Origin of the sequence: Ornithinicoccus halotolerans, from assembly GCF_009602535.1 — a bacterium.
In the GTDB taxonomy this organism is placed as follows: Bacteria; Actinomycetota; Actinomycetes; order Actinomycetales; family Dermatophilaceae; genus Ornithinicoccus; species Ornithinicoccus halotolerans.
This window is the reverse complement of the sequence record NZ_WIQI01000062.1, coordinates 1-16,634: the sequence shown is the minus strand read 5'-3', so window position 1 is coordinate 16,634 and position 16,634 is coordinate 1. Positions and strand designations below refer to the sequence as shown.

17 protein-coding genes and 1 pseudogene are annotated in these 16,634 nt (G+C 75.2%); 8 read left to right on the top strand and 10 right to left on the bottom strand.

Annotated elements, in window-relative coordinates; translation table 11 throughout:
• On the top strand, positions 1-301 hold a 301-nt coding region (locus tag GFJ45_RS16370), incomplete at its 5' end, for a hypothetical protein (RefSeq protein ID WP_228386874.1).
• A gap of 41 nt (positions 302-342) precedes the next feature.
• Positions 343-810, top strand: a complete 468-nt coding sequence (locus GFJ45_RS10930; RefSeq protein WP_153397101.1) for a nitroreductase family deazaflavin-dependent oxidoreductase — start codon at positions 343-345, stop codon at positions 808-810.
• Here GFJ45_RS10930 and GFJ45_RS10925 read toward each other — a convergent pair.
• The 3 genes from GFJ45_RS10925 to GFJ45_RS10915 are packed head-to-tail and all read right to left on the bottom strand — an operon-like array spanning position 792 to position 2,858.
• On the bottom strand, positions 792-1,376 hold the full coding sequence (locus GFJ45_RS10925) for a signal peptidase I (protein WP_153397099.1): 585 nt from the start codon (positions 1,374-1,376) through the stop codon (positions 792-794). The two genes, GFJ45_RS10930 and GFJ45_RS10925, sit on opposite strands and share 19 nt — an antisense overlap.
• Complete coding sequence (locus tag GFJ45_RS10920) at positions 1,373-2,281, bottom strand: hypothetical protein (RefSeq protein WP_153397097.1); 909 nt, start codon at positions 2,279-2,281, stop codon at positions 1,373-1,375. Before GFJ45_RS10920 ends, GFJ45_RS10925 begins: the two co-directional genes overlap by 4 nt.
• 49 nt (positions 2,282-2,330) lie before the next feature.
• The gene (locus tag GFJ45_RS10915) at positions 2,331-2,858 is read right to left on the bottom strand and encodes an alternate-type signal peptide domain-containing protein (RefSeq protein ID WP_153397095.1); all 528 of its coding nucleotides are present in this window, start codon (positions 2,856-2,858) and stop codon (positions 2,331-2,333) included.
• Positions 2,859-3,110: 252 nt separating this feature from the next.
• On the opposite strand from GFJ45_RS10915, the gene GFJ45_RS10910 reads away from it, so the two are divergent.
• From GFJ45_RS10910 to GFJ45_RS10895, 4 genes and pseudogenes are all read left to right on the top strand, one after another.
• Positions 3,111-3,671, top strand: coding sequence for an HIT family protein (locus GFJ45_RS10910; protein ID WP_153397093.1), 561 nt, complete (start codon positions 3,111-3,113; stop codon positions 3,669-3,671).
• Between the two features lie 5 nt (positions 3,672-3,676).
• Positions 3,677-4,297 carry a phosphatidylinositol phosphate synthase gene (gene pgsA, locus GFJ45_RS10905; RefSeq protein WP_153397091.1) on the top strand — a complete coding sequence of 207 codons (621 nt, stop codon included), beginning with the start codon at positions 3,677-3,679 and terminating at the stop codon, positions 4,295-4,297.
• Positions 4,294-5,241, top strand: coding sequence for a phosphatidylinositol mannoside acyltransferase (locus tag GFJ45_RS10900; RefSeq protein ID WP_153397089.1), 948 nt, complete (start codon positions 4,294-4,296; stop codon positions 5,239-5,241). The genes pgsA and GFJ45_RS10900 overlap by 4 nt, the downstream gene beginning before the upstream one ends.
• Positions 5,139-6,146: pseudogene (locus GFJ45_RS10895) on the top strand (glycosyltransferase family 4 protein); the annotation flags it as partial. The gene GFJ45_RS10900 and the pseudogene GFJ45_RS10895, both read left to right, overlap by 103 nt.
• 17 nt (positions 6,147-6,163) lie before the next feature.
• Here the strand turns inward: GFJ45_RS10895 and GFJ45_RS16800 are convergent.
• From GFJ45_RS16800 to GFJ45_RS10875, 5 genes are read right to left on the bottom strand one after another with little or no spacing between them, the layout of a single operon-like run.
• The gene (locus GFJ45_RS16800; protein ID WP_323368731.1) at positions 6,164-7,015 is read right to left on the bottom strand and encodes an alkaline phosphatase family protein; all 852 of its coding nucleotides are present in this window, start codon (positions 7,013-7,015) and stop codon (positions 6,164-6,166) included.
• A 3-nt stretch (positions 7,016-7,018) separates the two neighbouring features.
• On the bottom strand, positions 7,019-7,606 hold the full coding sequence (locus tag GFJ45_RS10890; RefSeq protein ID WP_153397085.1) for a DUF5998 family protein: 588 nt from the start codon (positions 7,604-7,606) through the stop codon (positions 7,019-7,021).
• A gap of 36 nt (positions 7,607-7,642) precedes the next feature.
• Positions 7,643-10,303, bottom strand: a complete 2,661-nt coding sequence (locus GFJ45_RS10885) for a bifunctional acetate--CoA ligase family protein/GNAT family N-acetyltransferase (protein WP_153397083.1) — start codon at positions 10,301-10,303, stop codon at positions 7,643-7,645.
• Positions 10,304-10,345: 42 nt separating this feature from the next.
• Positions 10,346-11,911 carry a hypothetical protein gene (locus GFJ45_RS10880; RefSeq protein WP_153397081.1) on the bottom strand — a complete coding sequence of 522 codons (1,566 nt, stop codon included), beginning with the start codon at positions 11,909-11,911 and terminating at the stop codon, positions 10,346-10,348.
• On the bottom strand, positions 11,908-12,423 hold the full coding sequence (locus GFJ45_RS10875; RefSeq protein WP_228386872.1) for an RNA polymerase sigma factor: 516 nt from the start codon (positions 12,421-12,423) through the stop codon (positions 11,908-11,910). The genes GFJ45_RS10880 and GFJ45_RS10875 overlap by 4 nt, the downstream gene beginning before the upstream one ends.
• 91 nt (positions 12,424-12,514) lie before the next feature.
• On the opposite strand from GFJ45_RS10875, the gene GFJ45_RS10870 reads away from it, so the two are divergent.
• Positions 12,515-13,150 (top strand): nitroreductase family protein, encoded by a 636-nt coding sequence (locus tag GFJ45_RS10870; RefSeq protein WP_153397077.1) that lies wholly within the window; start codon positions 12,515-12,517, stop codon positions 13,148-13,150.
• A 54-nt stretch (positions 13,151-13,204) separates the two neighbouring features.
• On the opposite strand, the gene GFJ45_RS10865 is transcribed toward GFJ45_RS10870, so the two are convergent.
• Both GFJ45_RS10865 and GFJ45_RS10860 read right to left on the bottom strand, forming a co-directional pair.
• Positions 13,205-14,077 (bottom strand): MerR family transcriptional regulator, encoded by an 873-nt coding sequence (locus tag GFJ45_RS10865; protein ID WP_153397075.1) that lies wholly within the window; start codon positions 14,075-14,077, stop codon positions 13,205-13,207.
• 178 nt (positions 14,078-14,255) lie between these two features.
• Positions 14,256-15,170 carry a DUF559 domain-containing protein gene (locus GFJ45_RS10860; protein ID WP_153397073.1) on the bottom strand — a complete coding sequence of 305 codons (915 nt, stop codon included), beginning with the start codon at positions 15,168-15,170 and terminating at the stop codon, positions 14,256-14,258.
• Between the two features lie 275 nt (positions 15,171-15,445).
• Here GFJ45_RS10860 and GFJ45_RS10855 point away from each other — a divergent pair.
• Positions 15,446-16,634: M20/M25/M40 family metallo-hydrolase (locus GFJ45_RS10855; protein WP_153397071.1), on the top strand; the 1,189-nt coding region annotated here is incomplete at its 3' end.

Sequence of the window (16,634 nt, the reverse complement as noted above, 5' to 3'; positions counted from 1 at the left end):
CGCCGCCGGGGTCGCCGAGCGCGACGGTGACCACGTCGGGCTGGCGGTCGCCGCGCTGTCCCCTGGCCTGCCGGTCGACCTGGGCGAGCCGCACCCGCACGTCCGGCTGCTGGAGCTGCACGGGCGGCGGGACCGCGATGCGCTCGTGCTGGCCCGGACCGTGCTCGCCTGGGCAGCCGCCCAGGGTGCCCATGAGGTGGAGCTGGCGCCGGACCCGGCTGCGCCCACCGCGGTCCTCGACGCCCTCGGCGCCGTCGTCCGGGAGCACCGGATGACCACGCTGCCGGTCCCGCGCGGCTAGCCCGGGGGAAGATCCCCGGGCCGGCGGGGGTTGGCAGCGACATGGACGAGACGACACAGCAGCAGGAGCAGAGCCAGGACCACGGGGGCGGCGAGCGCATCCTCCCGGCGATCGGATGGGTGCGCGAGCAGCTGGAGAAGATCGAGAAGGCCGGCACCACTGACGCCGCCCAGGTGATGGACCGCCCGGTCGTCGTGGTGACCATGCGGGGCGCCCGCTCCGGTCGCCGCCGCCCGGTGCCGCTGATGCGGGTCGAGCACGGTGGCGACTACCTGGCCGTGGCCAGCAAGGGCGGCGCGCCGAAGGACCCGGTGTGGGTGCGCAACATCGAGGCCCACCCGGAGGTGGAGGTGCAGGACGGCACCGAGCGCCACCCCCGCACCGCCCGGCGGCTGTCCGGTGAGGAGCGCCAGCGCTGGTGGGAGCGGGCCGTCGCCGCCTACCCGCCGTACGCCGACTACCAGGAGCGCACCGACCGGGAGATCCCGCTCTACCTGCTGGAGCGGTGAGCACCGGCCATCGGCCGCCGGTGAGCTAGCCGAACGCCCTCGGTGGCGCTGCTGGCCGGCCGGAGCGCTCGGACCACCTGGACGCCGGCGTAGCCGAACAGCAGCGCCGCGGCGAGGAAGACACCGGTCCGCTTCTGCTCCACGTTGAGCAGCCTGGACAGGTGGCCCGCGTAGGGCACGTGGTAGCGCACCGTGCCGCGGACCTGCTGTGCGCCGACCGGCTCGGGGTCGGCGGCGGCGTTCGCGTCGCCCTGGGTGACGAACACGGTGGTGCCGTCGGCCCTGGTGCCCGCGGAGACGACGCGGTGGGTGACCAGCGTCGGGTCGTCCGGGTGGGGCATGAAGGTGATCACGTCGCCGGTGCCGATGCCGGTCAGGTCCGCCTCGCCGTGGAGGCGCTCGACCACCACCAGGCTGCCGGTGGGGATGGTCGGCTCCATGGAGCCGGACAGGACGGTCAGCGGGACCCACCCGGTGAGCCGCGGGATGAGGATCACCACCAGGAGCAGCACGGCCATCAACGCGGCCACCGCCCAGGTAGCGACCTGCAGCGCGATCCTGGTCATGCCGTGCGCACCGCGCCGCAGCTGACGCCGACCGGAATGAGCAGGCTGAGGACCTGCTTGAGCTCGATCTCGAACGTCGCCCGCACGGGTCCGGTCCCGACCGCCGGGTGCGCGACGACGCGGAACCACGTGCTGGTGGCGAGCCCCACCAGCTGGCTCGCGCTGACGCTCGCCGAGCGGGCGTCACCCGCCACCCTGGTGACGAGCTGCCACTGCCCACCGGACAGCCGCTCGACGGTCCAGCGGTCGACCGCGGGGCTGGCTTGTGCGCTGCTGACGCCGGAGTCCGGCCAGGCCCACCTGAGGGTGCCCGCTCCGACCACGGCGCCCTGGCACACCTTGGCTGCCTCGAGCTGTCCACCACCGGGGTGGGTGGGTCGAGGGAACGGAATGTGGTGCCGGGTGGTCACCGCCCCCGAGCCGGCCCAGTTCGGGGCCGCGGCCGAGGTCTGGCCGGCGGTGGTGCTGACGTCGACCGTGCTGCCGGCGTGGGCCAGCAGCAGCTGGCGCTGGTCAGCCGCGGCCACGGCCAGCGTCACGTCCCGGCGCTGCCCCGGTGCCACGGTCACATCCTGCACCGCCGAGCCGCCGGCGGTGTACTGCACCGACAGCCCGGCCACCGGTGTGCCCGCGCGGGTCGCGCTGCCCTGGAGGTGCACGCTGCCCTGCAGCCGCGTCGACTCGTTGACCAGCCTGACCGTGGTCGAGCCGGGCACCGAGGTGACTGCCTGGTCCGCGGTCAGCGAGAGCCCCAGGTTGTCGTTGGCCACGGTCCCCAGCGCGATGTCCTGGGTGTCGGACCACCGGGCCTGGGTGCCTCCGGCGGTCGGTGCCAGCAGCGGGACCCCGGCCAGGGCGCCCACGAGGAGGAGGGGGAGGGCCAGACGTCGGAGTAGCCGGGTCATCTGTCTGCTCCTCTCATCCTCGTGGGCGCGGGCCGGGGTCGGGCGTCACTCAGGGAGCGGGGGTGGGCTCGACCTGCTGCAGCGTCAGCGTGAGGCTGCCGAGGTCCAGGACCTCGGTCTGGCTGTCGTTGCCGGACGCGGTGGGCAGCGACACGGTGACGCTCAGGTCGTGGGCGATGCCGCTGTCGGCCTCGGTGAGGACCTGGCTGCCGCCGGGCAGGGAGGGGGTCACGGCCCAGTGCGCACCGCTGCCGGCGAGCTCCCCCTTCAGGGTGGCCTGCAGGTTGTCGCCGACGATCGTGGGCGTCACCTCCGCCTCGAAGACCACCGTGTCACCGGGCACCATCCGGTACGTCGCGATGTCCGCGATGGGCGTTCCGTTCGCCTCCGTCCAGGTGCCGGCGGTGGTGTCCAGGGAGAGGCTGCCGTTGCTGATGGTGCCGGCGGAGACGACCTCCTGGTCCGACCAGAGGGCGAAGGTGCCGCCGGCGCCGGCGAGCAGGACGACGCCCAGGCCGGTGGCGACCAGTGCCTTGGCGGCGCTGCGGGTGGAGCGCGGGGTGGTGTTCGTAGACATCGGCGACGAGCCTCTCGTGAGTAGGTGGGCGGGGGTGGGGCGTCGGCCGCTGGAGCGCGGTGTCGGTCCCCCTGGACAGGCCACCCTCGGTGCTGCTGTCTTGACTGAAAGATAGCGTCTCTTGACCAAATCCGGAAGGTCCCTTGAGGAAATCTGCAAACTTTCTGGATGTTGCTCTCGTCACATCGCAAGGCCGCCGCTGAGGGCGCGGCACCCCGGGGCGGGCCTGGCCCGGACCGTAGGATGAGGCCCATGGCGCACGAGGACGACCCCTCCCTGGAGGACGCGTCGTCGTTCGCGGGGGTGGCAGACGGCTTCGAGCGGCTGTGGACGCCGCACCGGATGGCCTACGTGCAGGCCGACCGGGCCACCCGGGAGGGCGCCGACGGCTGCCCGTTCTGCGCCGCACCCGGCAAGGACGACGCCGAGGGGCTGGTGGTCCACCGGGGCCGCACCTGCTACGCGGTCCTCAACCTGTTCCCGTACAACCCCGGTCACCTGCTGATCTGCCCCTACCGGCACGTCGCGCTCTACCTCGACCTCACCGCGGAGGAGACGGCCGAGTTCACGGCCCTGACCCGTGATGCGCTGCGGGCGCTGGGCGCGGCCTCGGCGCCAGGCGGGTTCAACATCGGGATGAACCAGGGTGACGTCGCCGGTGCCGGGGTCTCGGCGCACCTGCACCAGCACGTGGTGCCGCGGTGGGGCGGGGACATGAACTTCCTACCGGTCGTGGCGCAGACCAAGGCGCTCCCGGCACTGCTGGAAGACACCCGGCGGCAGCTGGTCGCGGCCTGGCCGGACGGGACGTAGCGGGCGTGCTCAACCGGTTCGCGCGTGCGCTGTTCACGCGCCTGCTCACCCCGGTCGCCCGGCTGCTGCTGGCCCGTGGCGTCAGCCCCGATGCCGTCACGATGGTGGGCACCCTCGGGGTGGCGGTGTCGGCGCTCCTGCTCTTCCCGCGGGGGGAGCTGCTGTGGGGGACGCTGGCGATCACCGCGTTCGTCTTCACCGACCTGCTGGACGGCACCATGGCCCGGCTGTCGGGCCACACCAGCCGCTGGGGGGCGTTCCTGGACTCCACGATGGACCGGCTCGGCGACGGGGCGGTCCTGGGTGCGCTGGTGCTGTACTTCACCGGCGTCGGCGACAGCGACCTCGGCGCGGCGCTGGCGCTGGCCTGCCTGGTGCTCGGGTTCCTCACCAGCTACGCCCGCGCCCGGGCGGAGGGGCTGGGAATGACCTGCACGGTCGGCATCGCCGAGCGCGCCGACCGCCTCGTCGTCGTCCTCGTCACCACCGGCCTGGTGGGCTTCGGGCTGCCGCAGCAGGTGCTCGTGGCCGTGCTGGGGCTGCTGGCCATCGCCTCCCTGGTCACCGTGGTCCAGCGGGTGCTGGTCGTCCGTGACCAGGCGCTCGGCGCGGACGGGCAGCCATGACCCCCGCGGCTGCCGCGACGCCGGCGGACCGGGCCGCGTCCCTGGCGGTGCGCGTCGGGCTCCGGATGGCCCGGCTGCTCCCGGAGCGAGCCACCTACCGGGCCGCCCGGTGGGCCGCCGACCGGGTCCACCGGCGGGACGGGCAGGAGGTGCAGCAGCTGCGCCGCACCTACGCCGCCGTCCGGCCGGAGCTGGACGCGGCCGCGCTGGAGGAGCTGGTGCGGGCCGGGCTGCGCTCCTACGCCCGCTACTGGGTGGACGTGTTCCGGCTGCCCGCGCTGGGCCCGGCCGACCTGGCCGCGCGGGTCCGGACGGTGGGGGACGCCGCGCCCCGGGGCGACCTGGCGGAGGGCCGCGGCGTCGTCCTCTTCCTGGGCCACCTCGGCAACTGGGACACCTGCGGGGCGTGGGCGACCCACCACTTCGCCCCGGTGACGACCGTGGCCGAGCGGCTGCACCCGGCCTCGGTCTACGAGGCCTTCCTGCGCCACCGGCGCTCGCTCGGGATGACCATCTACCCGCTGGGCGAGCCCGGGCTGCTGGGCATCCTGGCGCGCGCGGCGCGAGCGGGTGAGTGCGTACCGCTCCTGGCGGACCGCGACCTGACCGGTGACGGAGTCGTGGTGCGGCTGTGCGGTCAGCCGGTGCGGATGGCTCGCGGGCCCGCGGCGATCGCGCTGGCCACCGGCACGGCGCTGTACCCGGTCTCGGTCCACTACGAGCCGGGACCGTCCGGCCGTGACGGCCCGCACCGGGTGGTGATCGACTTCGGTCCCCGCGCCGAGCTGACCGACGGCGGGACGGGGGACCGCGCCGAGCAGCTGCAGGCGCTGACCCAGCAGTGCGCCGACCACCTCGGCCGCACCGTCGCCGCCCACACCGAGGACTGGCACGTGCTGCAGCCGGTCCTGCTGGCGCAGACCGAGGGGGACCGGTGCGGGTAGGCCTGGTCAGCCCGTACTCCTTCGACGTGCCGGGGGGCGTGCAGCTGCACGTGCGGGACCTGGCCGAGCACCTGCTCGGCCGCGGCCACGAGGTGAGCGTGCTGGCGCCCTCGGACCCCGGCACCCCACTGCCGCCCTACCTGGTCAGCGCCGGCCCCGCCGTCCCGGTCCGCTACAACGGGTCGGTGGCCCGGGTGGCGTTCGGGCCGGCGGTCTCCGCCCGCGTCGGCGAGTGGCTGCAGGACGGCTGCTTCGACGTCGTCCACATCCACGAGCCGGCCACCCCGAGCGTCTCGGTGCTGGCGCTGTGGGCGGTCCGAGGACCGGTCGTGGCGACCTTCCACAGCGCCACGCTGCGGTCCCGGGCACTGCGGGCGGCGCAACCGGTGCTGCGGCCGAGCCTGGAGAAGCTGTCCGCCCGGATCGCGGTGTCCGAGGCGGCGCGGGCCACCGTGCAGGCCCACCTGGGCCACGACACCCTCGTGATCCCCAACGGCGTCTACGTCGAGCGGTTCGCCCGCGACCTCGGCACGGCGAACCGCGGGGGGTTCGCCAGCCCGGACCGGCCGACGGTCACCTTCCTGGGCCGGTTCGAGGAGCCTCGCAAGGGGCTGGAGGTGCTCACCGCCGCGATCCCGTGGCTGCGGGCCCGGCACCCGGACGTGGAAGTCCTCATCGCCGGGCCCGGTGACGTCGACGAGGCCGTGCAACGGCTCGGACCGGACGCGCTCGACTGCTGTCGCTTCCTCGGTCCGCTCAGCCACCAGGAGAAGGTCGCCCTGCTCACGGAGACTGACGTCTACGTCGCGCCCAACACCGGTGGGGAGAGCTTCGGCATCATCCTCATCGAGGCGATGAGCGCCGGTGCCGCCGTCGTGGCCAGTGACCTGCCTGCCTTCGACGCCGTGCTGGGCGGCGGCCGCTACGGGATGACCTTCCCCGTCGGCGACCCCGAGGGGCTGGCCACCATGCCGTGGTCGGCGGTCACGGTGAGCGAGACCCCGGCCGGGAGCGACTCGGCGAGGTCCTCGAGCGCGGCGTCGACCTCCTCGAGTGCCTGCGTCCACTGCCAGGAGCCCGGGCCGTGCTCGTGCCCGGCCCGGTCCACCTCCCCCAGGTGCACGTACACCAGGGCCGGGGTGCCCCGCCGCAGCACCGCCAGCGCGGCGGCGACCTTCTCCCCGGGGGTGTCGGCGGCGGCGTGCTCCCAGCCGCGCAGCGCCGCCTCGGTGAGCCCCGAGCCGGCGTAGCCACCGGGGGCGACCTGGGTCGCGACCACCCCGCTGCCGGCCAGCCGCTCCCCCACCGTCCGGTGCGGCTGCCACGCCCGCGGGTCCGGACCCTCGTGCCAGGACAGGTGGTTCAGCAGCCGGTCCTGCCCGGGCATCCGGGCCAGCCAGCCGACCAGACCGTGCCGGCCGGGCGGGAGGCCGGTGCCCAGCGTCGCGATGCTGGTGGCCGTGGTGGAGGGGAAGCCGCAGCGCAGCCCGGCCGCCAGCGGCGGCATCCCGGTCAGGAACGGCGCGTGCCCACCGGCCCGGGCGAGCTGCTCGGCGCCCAGGCCGTCCACCAGCACCAGCACCGCCGACCGCGCCGGCGGCAGCGACCAGCCGGGCGGGTCCCCCTCCCCGTCCTGCTGCCGCAGGGTCACGCCCAGGCTGGCCGCCAGGCTGGGCAGCACCGCACCCAGACCACCGTCGTAGACCGGTGGCAGCAGCTCGTCACCGGGGTCGGGCACCACGTCGTCGCCGGCGCGCGGCACGGGCCCCGTCACGGGTCAGCGGCCGAGGCGGGCGGACAGCTGCTCGGAGAACTCGAGGGCACGGCCGACCGCCTCCGGCCCCTCGGTGTCGGCGCTGATCCGCAGCGCGATGTCGTCGGAGGCGACGGTGCCCTCGTAGCCGTGGTCGCCCTCGCAGTTGGGGTCCGAGCAGGCGGCGGGCACCAGGTCCACCCGGGAGACCGCGCCCCAGCCGAGGGTGAGGGTGACCGCGCGCCCGGTCAGCTCGCCGGTGAACCGCTCCGGGTCCGGCAGCACGTGGGTGAGCATGACACCCCGCACGGCACGCAGCGGCACCGTCTCGGTCGTCGCCGTGGCCACGTGCTGGCGCTCGACGTCCCCGGACTCGTGGTCGTCGGCGTGGGCGATCACCAGCCGGCCCTCGGTGAGGACCAGCACCGTCAGGTGACGCCGCACCGCCTGCTCGTCGAACGTCGTCTCCTGGTGCACCAGGTGCGCGACGACCGTGTCAGGACCGACGGCGGTGGCCACGATGTCGCTCACCACGGCCGGGAGGTACCCGGCCCGCTCGATGTCCTGCTGCAGGTCGGCCGGCAGCGTGCCGGTGCTCTGGCGTCGAGGCATGGGCCCATCCTTGCACCCGCGGGCGCGCGCGGGCCGCTACACCTCGGCGGGGGTCAGTGCCCGCCGGGCGGTGTCGGCCCGTCCGGGCGCGGGTGCGACCCGGATCTCGGCGCCCAGCACCGCCACCCCCTCCTGGTGGGCCATCACCGGGTTTAGGTCGAGCGCCTCCACGTCCGGGCAGTCGTCGGCCAGCACCGACACCCGCGCCACCAGGTCGTACAGCGCGCCGTGGTCGACCGGCCGCGCGCCGCGGTAGCCGTCCAGCAACGGCGCGGCCCGCACCGAGGCGACCATCTCGGCCACGTCGACGTCGGTCAGCGGCGGGAACCGGTGGGTGACGTCCCCGAGCAGGTCGACCGGGAGCCCCGCCACGCCGAAGCCGACGACCGGCCCGAACAGCGGGTCCTCGGCCGTGGTCAGCTGCACCGGCACCCCCGGTGACGCCATCGGCTGCACCGCGATGCCGGTCGCGCCGGTGCCGCGCAGCACCGAGGACAGCGAGCGGAAGGCGGTGCCCACCGCGGCCGGGCTGTCCAGGTCCGGGCGCACCCACCGCTGTCCCGGCTGGTGGCGGACCATGGGGTCGGTGGCCTTGAGGATCACCGGCAGCCCCAGCTCCTGCGCCGCCTGCTGGGCCTCCTCCGCCGAGCCCACCTGCCGGCTGGGCCACAGCCGCACCCCGTAGCAGCCGAGCAGCTCGGTCGCCTCCGCCTCGGTGAGGTCGCGGCCGCCCGGGGCCTCGTGCAGCACCCGCTCGAGCAGCTCCCGGGCCCGCTGCCGCTCCAGCCCGGAGGGACGCACCCGCTGGCCGCGTGGCCGCTGCCGCCACTGGGCGTACCGGGTCGCCGCCGCCAGCGCCCGCACCGCGTCCTCCGGCAGCGCGTACGTCGGCAGGTCCCCGCCGGGCACCACCCCTCGCATCCCGAGGAAGTTGGCCACGCACGTCTTGTCGTGCCGGCCGGCCGCCTCGGCCACCGCGCGCACCACGGCGGTGTCGTCGGTCAGCACCGGGGGCACGAAGCTGGCCACGACCGAGTCGGTCGCCGGGTCGGCCAGCACCCGCTCCACCGCGGCGGCGAACTCCCCCGCGCCGGCGGTGGCGGGGACCGCGACCGGGCTGTCGTCGGCGACCTCCAGGTCCCACGAGACGCACGCGTCGGCGGTGAGCGACCCCAGCGCGGCGGCGTTGGTGACGATGCCGACCCGGGTGCCCGCCGGCAGCGGCTGGTGCACCACCAGCTGGGCGATGTCGAAGAGCTGGTGGGCGTTCTCGGCCCGGATCACCCCGGACTGGCGCAGCATCTCGGCGAACGCCTCCGGCCGCTCCCGGGTGACCCGCACCGTGTGCCCCGGCGGCACCCCGTAGCGGCTCACCCCGGACTTGACGACGATCACCGGCTTGACCTCGGCGAGCTGGCGGGCGATCCGGGAGAACTTGCGCGGGTTGCCCATCGACTCCAGGTAGAGCCCGACGGCCATGGTCGAGGGGTCGTCGATCCAGTACTGCATCAGGTCGTTGCCGGAGATGTCGACGCGGTTGCCGGCCGAGGCGAACGTGGAGATGCCCAGCCCGCGCCGCTCGGCCGAGGCCAGCACCGCGATCCCCAGCGCCCCGGACTGGGCGAACAGCCCGAGCCTGCCGTGCGGGGGCAGCCGCGGGGAGAGCGAGGCGTTGAGGCTGACCTCGGGGTCCAGGTTGATCAGGCCGAAGGAGTTGGGACCCAGTACCCGCATGCCCCGGTCGCGGGCGGTCCGCAGCAGCGCCCGCTGCCGCTCCACCCCCTCGGGGCCGTCCTCGGCGAACCCGGCGGAGACCACGCTCACCGCCTGCACCCCCGCGTCGGCGCACTCGCGCACCACGTCGAGCACCGCCTCGGCGGGGACCGCGATGACGGCCAGGTCGACCGGCTCCTCGATGTCGGAGACCCTCGGGTAGGCGCGGACCCCGTCGATCGTCGCGCCGGAGGCGTTGACCGGGTAGAGCCGTCCGGTGAACCCGCCGTCGCGGATGTGCCGGTAGAGCGCCTGGCCCACCGTGTTCTCGCTGCGGCTGGCGCCGACCACCGCGACCCCCCGCGGGGTGAGCACGTGGTGCATGCTGACCGCCTCGGCCCGGTGCTCCCGGGAGAGCCGGACCGCGTCGGAGGCCTCGGTCGGCTCGATGTCGAACGACACGGCGATGACGCCGTCGTCGAACTCGTGGGTGATCTCATACCCGGCGTCGGCGAACACCCCGATCATCCGGCGGTTCTGCGGCAGCACGTCGGCGACGAACCGCCGCACCCCCGCCTCCCGGCCGATGTCGGCCAGGTGCTCCAGCAGCACCGACCCGATCCCGCGGCCGGCGTAACGGTCGGCCACGTTGAAGGCCACCTCGGCCGTGGTGAGGTCGTCCTCGGGGAGCCGGTCGTAGCGGCCGATCCCGGCGATCTCACCGCGGATGGTGACCACCAGCGCCACCCGCTCGTCGTAGTCGACGTGGGTGAACCGGTGGACATCGCGGTCGGACAGCCGCCGGATCGGCGCGAAGAACCGCAGGTAGACCGACTCCTCGCTCTGCAGGGCGTGGAAGGCGTGGATCCGCTCCGCGTCGGCCGGCACGATCGGGCGCACGTGCGCGACCGAGCCATCGGTGAGGACCACGTCGGCCTCCCACTCGTGCGGGTACCCCGGCGGCAGGTCGTCCCGGTCGGTCATGGGTCCCAGCATTCCAGAGCCGGGCCGGCCGGGGGCGGACGGTCAGGGCTGCAGCTCGACCCGCTGCCAGCGCTGCCCGCCGTCGTCGGAGGCCCAGTAGCCGCCGGGCTCGGCGGCGTCCGGCCGGGCCAGGGCGACCAGGGTGCCGTCCCGCAGCGCCGCCACGTCGGCCACCTCGCCGGACGGCAGCGGCAGCGGCTCGGCCGCCTGCTGCCAGGTGCGGCCGCCGTCGCTGCTGGTCCGGCTCTGCTCCCCGGTCAGCAGCGCCACCCGGCCGGAGCCGGCCGCGGCCAGGTGCACCGGGCCGGGCGGCTGGCCGTCGTCCTGCTGCAGCGGGGCCATCACCTCCGGGGAGGCCGCCCCCCAGGTGCGCCCGCCGAGCTGGGAGCTGACCACCAGCAGCGGGACCTCGCCCGCTCCCGGGCAGGCGGTCAGCACGAACCCGGACTGGTCGGGGGCACCGGCCAGTGCCTGGGCGGGGCCACCGCACTCCATGGGCAGCGCCAGCGGCTCGGCCCGGCCGCCCTGCCAGCGCCACGACCCGGACTCCGACGCCGGCTCCGCGCCGCCCGGCGGGTCGGCCGGCGCGTGCAGGTACACCTCGTCCCCCGCGGCGCGCAGCACCGGGTCGGGCACCTGCTCCTCGGTGGACAGCACCGGGGTGAGCACCAGCTCGACGCCACCGGCCGGGCCGGTGAGCAGGGACAGCCCGCCGCAGCCGCCGTCCGTGCAGTCGGTCCCGGTCGCGGCGACGTGCACGGTGTCGCCCCGGACGAGAACGTCGTGGACGAGCAGGTCCACCAGCGGCAGCCGCTGCCAGGTCGACCCGCCGTCGGTGGTGACGTGCAGCGCCTCCCCGCCCCAGGCGTAGCCGGTGTCCGCGTCGGCGAACTCCACGCCGGTCACGGCGGCGGCGTCCTCGGCGGGCCGGGCGCCCTCGGCGCCCTCGGTGTCCTGCTCGTCGACCCCGGCTGCGGGGCCCTCCGCCGCTCGTAGCGGCCCGAGGTCGGCCACCGCCTCCCACGGCCCGGTCGCGTCGGGCGCCCGCAGCAGCACCGGGCCGCTCGACCCGGGCGAGGCCTCCCCGCCGGATCCGACGGCGGTCATCCCGCCTTGCCGGTCCTGGCTGACCGCGGTGACCACCAGCTCTGCCAGCGGTGCCGGGCCCGCCTCGCCCGCCGCTACCGGCTCGGGCAGCTCGCCCGGGTCCAGCGGCTCCGTCGGGCCGGGGGCCGCGGTGGTCCCCGCCTCCTCGGACGGGTCCGCGAGCATGCTGGCGCTCTCCTCGGCCTCCTCGGTGGCGACCGGCGGCGCGCCGCCCTGCTGCGCGGTCGGGGTGGGGTCGGGGTTCAGGTGCGGCCAGACCGCGTAGGCGCCCACTGCCAGCGCGGCAGCCGCGACCGTCAGGCCCGCGGCCGACGTGCGCCGGGCGGACCGGCCGCGGCGGCGGTGCTCGTCGCGGATGCGGCGCCAGGTGAGCTCGTCCGGTGTCAGCTCCGGGACGCGCTCGCGGTGGGCGGCGAAGAACGACGCCACCTCGTCCCCGGGCTCGTTCCCGTCCCCACGGGCCGACCCGCGGTCGGGGTAGCGGCCGTCCCGGGGAGTCATCGCGCCTCCTCCAGCGCGCGGGCGAGCCGGGCGCGGGCGTCGTACAGGTCCCGCTTGACGGTGCCCTCGGCCTTGCCGATCTGGCGGGCCACCTGGGCCACCGACAGGTCGGCGAAGTAGTGCAGCAGCACCGCGGTGCGCAGCCGCTCGGGCAGGCCCTCCACCGCCTCGCGCACGCTCATCACCTCCGCGTGGTCCGGGCCGGGCGCCGCGGTGTCGGCGCCCCGCCCCTCGGGCCGGCCGGCGACGTACCGCTCGTAGGCGGCGGCCTCGCGCCCGTGCCGGCGCCAGTGGTCGCGGACCAGGTTGGCGACCGTGGTGTACAGCCACGGCCGCGGGTCGTCGACCTCGCCCCAGTGCCGCATCAGCCGCACGAACGCCTCCACTGCCAGGTCGTGCCCGAGGTCGCGGTCAGAGACGAGGGTGCCCGCCCAGCCGGCGAGCCGGCCGAAGTGCGCCCGGTAGACCTCCCTGACCTCTGCCTCGACGTCGTCGGCGCGGGAGGTCGCCACGGCACCTCCTGTCCACGGTCGCGGCACGGCCAACGTCGTCATACCCCTGCCGACGCCTGAGCGCGCCGACGGGTTGGTCCATGATGCTCGCATGGAGTTCGCCGAGGTGGTCCGACGTCGCCGGATGGTGCGCAACTTCGACCCCGACCGGCCGGTGCCGCCGGCGGTGATCGACCGGGCGCTGTCGCACGCGGTGCGGGCGCCCAGCGCCGGCTTCAGCCAGGGCTGGGACTTCGTGGTGCTGACCCGGACGCAGGACCGGAAGGCGTTCTGGCAGGCCACCACCGACCAGAGCCAGCCGCCGGACAGCTGGCTGCGCGGCGTGCGCCGCGCCCCGTGCCTGATCGTCTGCTGCTCGGACAAGGGCGCCTACCTGCGCCGCTACGCCGAGCCGGACAAGGGCTGGACCGACGAGGACGAGGCCCGCTGGCCGGTGCCGTACTGGGACGTCGACACCGGCATGGCCGCGCTGCTGATGCTGCTGACGGCCGTCGACGAGGGGCTGGGCGGCCTGTTCTACGGGGTGCAGCCCGGCGAGGTCCCCGCAGTGAGGGAGGCGCTCGGCATCCCCGAGGACCGGCGGATCGTGGGCGTCGTGGCGCTCGGCTACCGCCAGCCGGACCGGCCCAGCCCGAGCCTGCGGCGGGGCCGGCGGCAGCCGGAGCAGGTCGCCCACGACGGGCGGTTCGGGGTGCCCTGGCAGCGGGAGCAGCAGGGGACCCGGTAGCGGCCCGCGCGGGCCGCTACCGGGTCTCGCTGGCCTCCCGCCGCACCGGCTGGGCTACCCCTGCCGGTCGGCGTTGGCGTGGATGGCGTCGCGCACGTACTGGGCCATGCCGGGGCGGATGTCCTCGTAGGTCTTGGTGAACCGCGGGTCGCTGACGTACAGGTCACCCAGGTGCCGGTGGAACTCCGCCGTCAGGTCGTAGAACCACCGGTCGATGTGGGCCCGCGCCGCCTCGGCGGCGTCCATCGCCGCCTCGCTGGTCGGTGGCTCGCCGGCGGCCATCGCGGCCACGAACGCCTCGTTGACCCGGTCGCCCTCGGCCTTGATCTGCTCCCAGTCGGCCTTGGTGTAGCGGCGCGTGCGGTCCTGCGACTGCCGCCAGGCGTCGGTGTCGCCCCAGCGCTCCTGCGCCTCCTGGGCGTACTCCTCGCTGAAGGCCTCGCCGAACAGCTCGCGCTGCTCCTCCGGGGTCAGGTTGACTCCAGTCATCTCTCTCTCCAGTGCTCGGTCGATGGCTGTGACGAGCTCGTGGAGCTCCTCCAGCCGGGACGTGACCGCGTCCCGCTGCCGGCGCAGGTGACGCACGACGGCGTCGGCATCCTGCTGCTCGTCCTCGAGCAGCGCGGCGATGTCGTCCAGCGCCATCCCGAGCCGGCGGTAGACCACGACGTGCTGCAGCCGGGTGAGGTCCTCCCGGGTGTAGAGCCGGTAGCCGGCGCGGCTGCGCTCGGTCGGGCGGACCAGGCCGAGCTCGTCGTAGTGGTGCAGGGTGCGCACCGTCACGCCCAGGCGGTCGGACACCTGGCCGACGGTGAGCAGCACCTCTTCCGTGCCGGCCACCTCGTCGGTGGTCACCGTGGGCCTGCCCGTGGTCGCCACGGGCCTGCCGGTGGTGACCCCCGGCTGCTGGTGCGGTTCTGCGGTCATGGCGTCCACCGTCCTGCCTCACGTCGCGGGAGGGTCAACCCATTTCTGGGCCTGCCGCACGCCCGCACCGCTGTGACGCTAGCAGCGGGGTGAGCAGCTCAGCACTCACCCACCTCGCTCACCGCTACCACGCCCGGGACCGTGAGCAACTGAGCAGAGACCCGCCTCGCTCACGCCGCTACCCCTGCCGCTCCGGGAAGTGCCGGCGCCACTCGTCCCGCATCGGTGGGACCCGCATGCCGCAGTCGGCCATCGCCAGCCGGACCCGGCGCAGCGTCTCCTCCGGTGTCCGGAAGATGTCGCTCGCCGTCAGCACCACCACCCGCCAGCCCCAGCGGTCCAGCTCCTCGCGCCGCCGGATGTCGCCCTGCCACTGCCGCGTGCTCTCGGCGTGGTGCCGGCCGTCGTACTCGATGGCGAGCCTGGCCCGCACGTAGGCCAGGTCGAGCCTTCGGAGCAGGACCCCGTCCTCGTCGGCGAGGGCGTGGTTCAGGACCGGCTCTGGCAGGCCGGACAGCACCAGGAGCAGCCGGGCACGTGTCTCCATCGGCGACTCGGCACCGGCCCTCACCAGTGCCGCCGCCCGGTGGGCCAGCCGACGGTTCCGTCCCCGCCAGGTAGCGGCCGCCGCACGCAGCTCGTCGGGAGTGGTCGCCCCTGCCTGCACGAGGGAGTCACCGAGGATCACCAGGTCGACGAACCGCAGCCGCGCCGACAGGTCCAGGAACGTCTCCGCCGGGGTGGTGACCGGGACCCCGCTGCGCACCACTGCCCTGCGGGCACCGGCGTGCACCCGCACCCCCTCCCGCCTCGCGCGCCGGGTGCCAGGCGGGACGGTCAGATGCACCTCGTCCACCGGCGGCACCGCTGCTCCCCAGATCCGGGCGGCCGTCTCGTGGCTCGCGACCGCGTGCTCCCCCACGACCAGACGGGCCGCCCGCACCAGCACGACCACGTCGACCGTCGCGCCTCTCGGCGCGTACACGTTCCGCAGCAGCCGCTGGAACCGCGGCCCGCGCAGCTCGCGCCAGGAGTGGCCGGCTGCCAGCCCCTGCCGCCAGGTGAAGAGCTCGACCTCGCCGCCTCGCGCCATCCGGGCAGCATGGCCGAGCCCGGACCTCCAGGCCGGTCGCCGTCCACAGGTCACCAGCGGCGCACTCGCGCGCTTCACCCGGGTCGGTGAGTGACCCACCACTCGTCCGCCTTGTTGACCGGAACCGGCCGGAGCCACGTCAACAGGACGCCACTGGAGCGCCTCGCTCACCACCGGCGTGAGCGATCGACCACGTGCACGCCTCGGTGACCGGTAGCGGGCCGCTCGCCGTACCGTGGGCGGCGACGACGACGTCGGCGACGGCAGGAGTGAGGATGACGACGACGGGGACGGCGCCCAGCGACTCCACGCCCGCGGTCCTGGCCCGGGACTGGGTCACCGACCGGCTGGAGGACCTGCTGGCCGACATCGCCCTGCTGGTGGGGCTGGAGACCCCCAGCCTGCGGCCGGACCTCCTCGGCCCCGGCCTGGACGCGATCCACGAGTGGCTGCGGCAGCGCCTCGGGGAACCGGCCACGACCGCCCGGCACGACGGCGGTGCGCGCGGGGACGTGCTGGACCTAACCTGGCCCGGGACCGGACCGGGCACGGTACTGGCGCTGTGCCACTACGACACCGTGTGGCCGGAGGGAACCCTCGCGGAGTGGCCGCTGACCCGGGACGGTGACGTGCTGTCGGGCCCGGGCGTGATCGACATGAAGGCCGGCATCGCCCAGGTGGCGTGGGCGCTGCTGGCGCTGCGGGCGCTGGGGCAGCCGCACCCCACGGTCCGGGTGATGCTCACCCCCGACGAGGAGGTCGGCAGCGTGGTCGGCCGGCCCCACCTGGAGCGGGCCGCCGCCGAGTGCGACCTGACCGTCATCACCGAGCCCAGCGGCGAGGGCCACGTCAAGGTACGCCGCAAGGGCATGGTGTTCGCCGACGTGCGGCTGACCGGGGTGGAGTCGCACGCGGGCCTGGACCCGTTCGCCGGTGCCTCGGCGGTGCACGAGCTGGCCCGGCTGATCCCCCGGATCTGCTCACTGGCCGACCACGACCGCGGCACCACCGTCAACGTCGGCGCCGTGGGCGGCGGCACCGGGCGCAACGTCGTCGCCGGGCGGGCCTGGTGCGAGGTGGACGTGCGGGTGCAGGACCCCGAGGAGGCCGACCGCGTCGCCACCGCCCTGGCGGCGCTGGCACCCGAGGACGACCGGGTCGGCCTGGAGATGCTGGTCGACCGCAACCGCCCGCCGATGAACCCCGGCCCCGCCACCGAGGGCTACCTCGCGCTCGCCCAGCAGGTAGCGGCCGAGCTGGGCCACCGCATCGCTGGCATCGCCGTCGGCGGTGCCAGCGACGGCAACTTCATCGCCGCACTGGGGCTGCCGGTGCTGGACGGGGTCGGCGGCATCGGCGGCGGCCCCCACTCGCGGCGAGAGCACGTGCTGGTGTCCGGGCTCCCCCGGCAGACCGCGCTGCTGGCCGGGCTGCTGGCCCGGTGCGCGCACGGCCCGCCCGCGG

Excerpts from the sequence above, each read along its gene's own strand:
- GFJ45_RS10930 (WP_153397101.1), top strand. The coding sequence starts at position 343 with ATGGACGAGACGACACAGCAGCAGGAGCAGAGCCAGGACCACGGGGGC.
- GFJ45_RS10925 (WP_153397099.1), bottom strand. The coding sequence starts at position 1,376 with ATGACCAGGATCGCGCTGCAGGTCGCTACCTGGGCGGTGGCCGCGTTG.
- GFJ45_RS10920 (WP_153397097.1), bottom strand. The coding sequence starts at position 2,281 with ATGACCCGGCTACTCCGACGTCTGGCCCTCCCCCTCCTCCTCGTGGGC.
- GFJ45_RS10915 (WP_153397095.1), bottom strand. The coding sequence starts at position 2,858 with ATGTCTACGAACACCACCCCGCGCTCCACCCGCAGCGCCGCCAAGGCA.
- GFJ45_RS10910 (WP_153397093.1), top strand. The coding sequence starts at position 3,111 with ATGGCGCACGAGGACGACCCCTCCCTGGAGGACGCGTCGTCGTTCGCG.
- GFJ45_RS10900 (WP_153397089.1), top strand. The coding sequence starts at position 4,294 with ATGACCCCCGCGGCTGCCGCGACGCCGGCGGACCGGGCCGCGTCCCTG.
- GFJ45_RS10890 (WP_153397085.1), bottom strand. The coding sequence starts at position 7,606 with ATGCCTCGACGCCAGAGCACCGGCACGCTGCCGGCCGACCTGCAGCAG.
- GFJ45_RS10885 (WP_153397083.1), bottom strand. The coding sequence starts at position 10,303 with ATGACCGACCGGGACGACCTGCCGCCGGGGTACCCGCACGAGTGGGAG.
- GFJ45_RS10880 (WP_153397081.1), bottom strand. The coding sequence starts at position 11,911 with ATGACTCCCCGGGACGGCCGCTACCCCGACCGCGGGTCGGCCCGTGGG.
- GFJ45_RS10870 (WP_153397077.1), top strand. The coding sequence starts at position 12,515 with ATGGAGTTCGCCGAGGTGGTCCGACGTCGCCGGATGGTGCGCAACTTC.
- GFJ45_RS10865 (WP_153397075.1), bottom strand. The coding sequence starts at position 14,077 with ATGACCGCAGAACCGCACCAGCAGCCGGGGGTCACCACCGGCAGGCCC.
- GFJ45_RS10860 (WP_153397073.1), bottom strand. The coding sequence starts at position 15,170 with ATGGCGCGAGGCGGCGAGGTCGAGCTCTTCACCTGGCGGCAGGGGCTG.